This is a genomic window from Staphylococcus sp. HMSC068G11, assembly GCF_001815825.1.
GTDB lineage: Bacteria > Bacillota > Bacilli > Staphylococcales > Staphylococcaceae > Staphylococcus > Staphylococcus epidermidis.
In genome coordinates this window covers 1-2,252 of record NZ_KV822084.1, presented here as the reverse complement: position 1 = coordinate 2,252, position 2,252 = coordinate 1, and the positions used below count along the sequence as shown (strand labels likewise).

The following is a 2,252-nucleotide window of genomic DNA, read 5'->3' as shown; positions in this document are numbered from 1 at the left end:
GGTTATGCAAAATTCGCATTCGAAAAAGCGATAATTTATGCATTCAATATTTTAAATATGCACAAGATCTATCTATATGTTGATGCAGATAACAAAAAAGCTATTCATATATACGAGTCACAAGGATTTAAAACAGAAGGATTACTCAAAGAGCAATTCTATACTAAAGGTAAATATAAAGATGCCTATTTTATGTCATTATTGAAATCTGAATATATTTTGTAGTATAAAAAATCACTCATATATTCACTTATGTAGGTTCAAACCTAAATTACTTCTACTAAAATTAAAATGGGCTTCACTCGAATGTCCGTAAGAGGAATAAATAAAGTTAAAAGAGAATTTGGATGTGTATGAATGGCACTCAATATAAGAAAAGTAGCAGCTCAATCAGCTGAAAATAATCAAAAAATTTATAAAAAAGACAATTTCTATACTATTTCAATAAAAATTGTCTTTTTTATTCATCCCGAAACTTTATGTCCCGGACTCGCTTTCATAATATTACCTCTATTTAACACTTTACATAATAGGACGTTATCAGAATTACACAAACATTTTTTGTAGTAAGCCTTGTTTGCGTTGTTTTAATAATTCTATTTTTTTACCTTGTTTTAAAATTAGTGTATCTATTTTATTAAAAAAGTTATCAATTTTAATTTTAGACTGACCCCAATTAGTGGGAATTATATAAAACACTTTCGTTGAATTCATATTAAAATGAATCATGCGGAGGTGTTTTTTCTATGAAAAGAGTTGCTTATTCAGTAGAAACAAAGTATAAAGCTGTTGAAATGAAAACAGCAGGATTTTCAACAAAAGAAATTATGGAAGAATTAAATATTAGAAATAGAACACAAGTGAAAACTTGGTGGCGATGGTATCGAAATGGGGAAAGTTATAGATTTTCACAACAAGTTGGTAAACAATATACCTACGGTAAAGGATTAGAAGAGCTGTCAGAAGTAGAACAATTAAAATTAGAAAATAAGAGAAAAGATATAGAATTGGATATTTTAAAAAAGTACAAGGCATTGGAAAGGAAGTGGTACCAGAAATAGTTATTGAGTTAGTAAAAGAATTGAAGTCAAGATATAACATAAATCTAATTTTAGAAGTTATATATATTCCAAAACCCAATTTTATAGGTGAAAAAATAAACCGTTTAGAAATAAAATATAACATGGATTCTAAACTTTCCCTTTTAATTACTTATAATTAATACATTAGTAAGGTAATTTACTCATATTGACTGAAGTTCTAGTAAAACCTTCCCTATTAAGCATTGTGCTTACATCGTTTAAATTTTTTTGACTTTTAGGATTAATGATTACTTCTTTTAACATTTCATGTGTTAATCTACAAGTTGTGAATGGTTTACTATTCATATACAATTCAGGCTTTAATAGATTATCCTCATTAATGTTGAAAATAATGTATCTAATTTCTTCTTCTTGTCTTAAATACGGATTTTTGAACACTAATGAAAAGAAATGCAGTGCTTGTACTATACTCCCTATTATTACTTCCATATCATCAGGGTCATATTTAAAATTATCATGAGCGACCAACCAAGCATGAGCTAAAGCTTTAATATATTTAGACTGTACTTCATAATCATATTCCACTTTTACAGGAAAAACATATGCATTACCAACTGTATATTCATCAAGTGTTTTCTTGCCCTTTGAGTAATAACTTGCAAGTTGCTCCATTATTCCCTGACTATCAAATCCTAGCGCAATATCACCATAATTTGATAACGCTTGTGAATAATCATTTTCACTAAAAGACCAAACATATACATCATCTGGCAAAATAGTATTTAATTCTTCTAATTTGAGGATTATATCATTAGGTGCCTCCAATAATTTCAATTCCTTTTTCATTAACTCATATACATATTTAATTTCTTTATCATCATTCATATAGTGAATTGATCCAATTAAAAAAGTAGATGAAGATAGAATTTTTTCAAATGCTTCATAGGTAGTATAATGATATAAATTTTTAATTTTACTTGGATCTGCATAGAATTTATTTGCAATAAGCTCAGGTTGAGCTCGTTGATAAAAATTAGAATTTTCATCATAGTAATCATTTAATAATTGCATACCATCTTTATTCATTGATTGCACTGTTCTTTTTACATCTTCTGACACCTTTGGATCTTCAAGTATTTTTTCTAATTCTTTCATATTATCCTCTCCATTACATTTATGGTTCTGTTGCAAAGTTGAATTTATAGTATA

The 2,252-nt window shown here is 27.4% G+C and carries 2 protein-coding genes and 2 pseudogenes; 3 read left to right on the top strand and 1 reads right to left on the bottom strand.

The window, feature by feature from the left end; genetic code table 11:
- The 3 genes and pseudogenes from HMPREF3058_RS06130 to HMPREF3058_RS06120 all read left to right on the top strand — a co-directional run.
- Window positions 1-225 (top strand): GNAT family N-acetyltransferase (locus tag HMPREF3058_RS06130; protein ID WP_141755965.1); only part of this gene is annotated, 225 nt, incomplete at its 5' end.
- Between the two features lie 57 nt (window positions 226-282).
- Window positions 283-518: pseudogene (locus HMPREF3058_RS12410) on the top strand (IS5/IS1182 family transposase); the annotation flags it as partial.
- A 228-nt stretch (window positions 519-746) separates the two neighbouring features.
- Window positions 747-1,144 (top strand): annotated as a pseudogene (locus HMPREF3058_RS06120) (helix-turn-helix domain-containing protein); the annotation flags it as partial.
- Window positions 1,145-1,226: 82 nt separating this feature from the next.
- On the opposite strand, the gene HMPREF3058_RS06115 reads toward HMPREF3058_RS06120, so the two are convergent.
- Complete coding sequence (locus tag HMPREF3058_RS06115; RefSeq protein ID WP_002499392.1) at window positions 1,227-2,198, bottom strand: hypothetical protein; 972 nt, start codon at window positions 2,196-2,198, stop codon at window positions 1,227-1,229.
- Window positions 2,199-2,252: the final 54 nt, after the last annotated feature.

Coding starts and splice junctions, on each gene's coding strand:
- HMPREF3058_RS06115 (WP_002499392.1), bottom strand. CDS start 2,198: ATGAAAGAATTAGAAAAAATACTTGAAGATCCAAAGGTGTCAGAAGAT.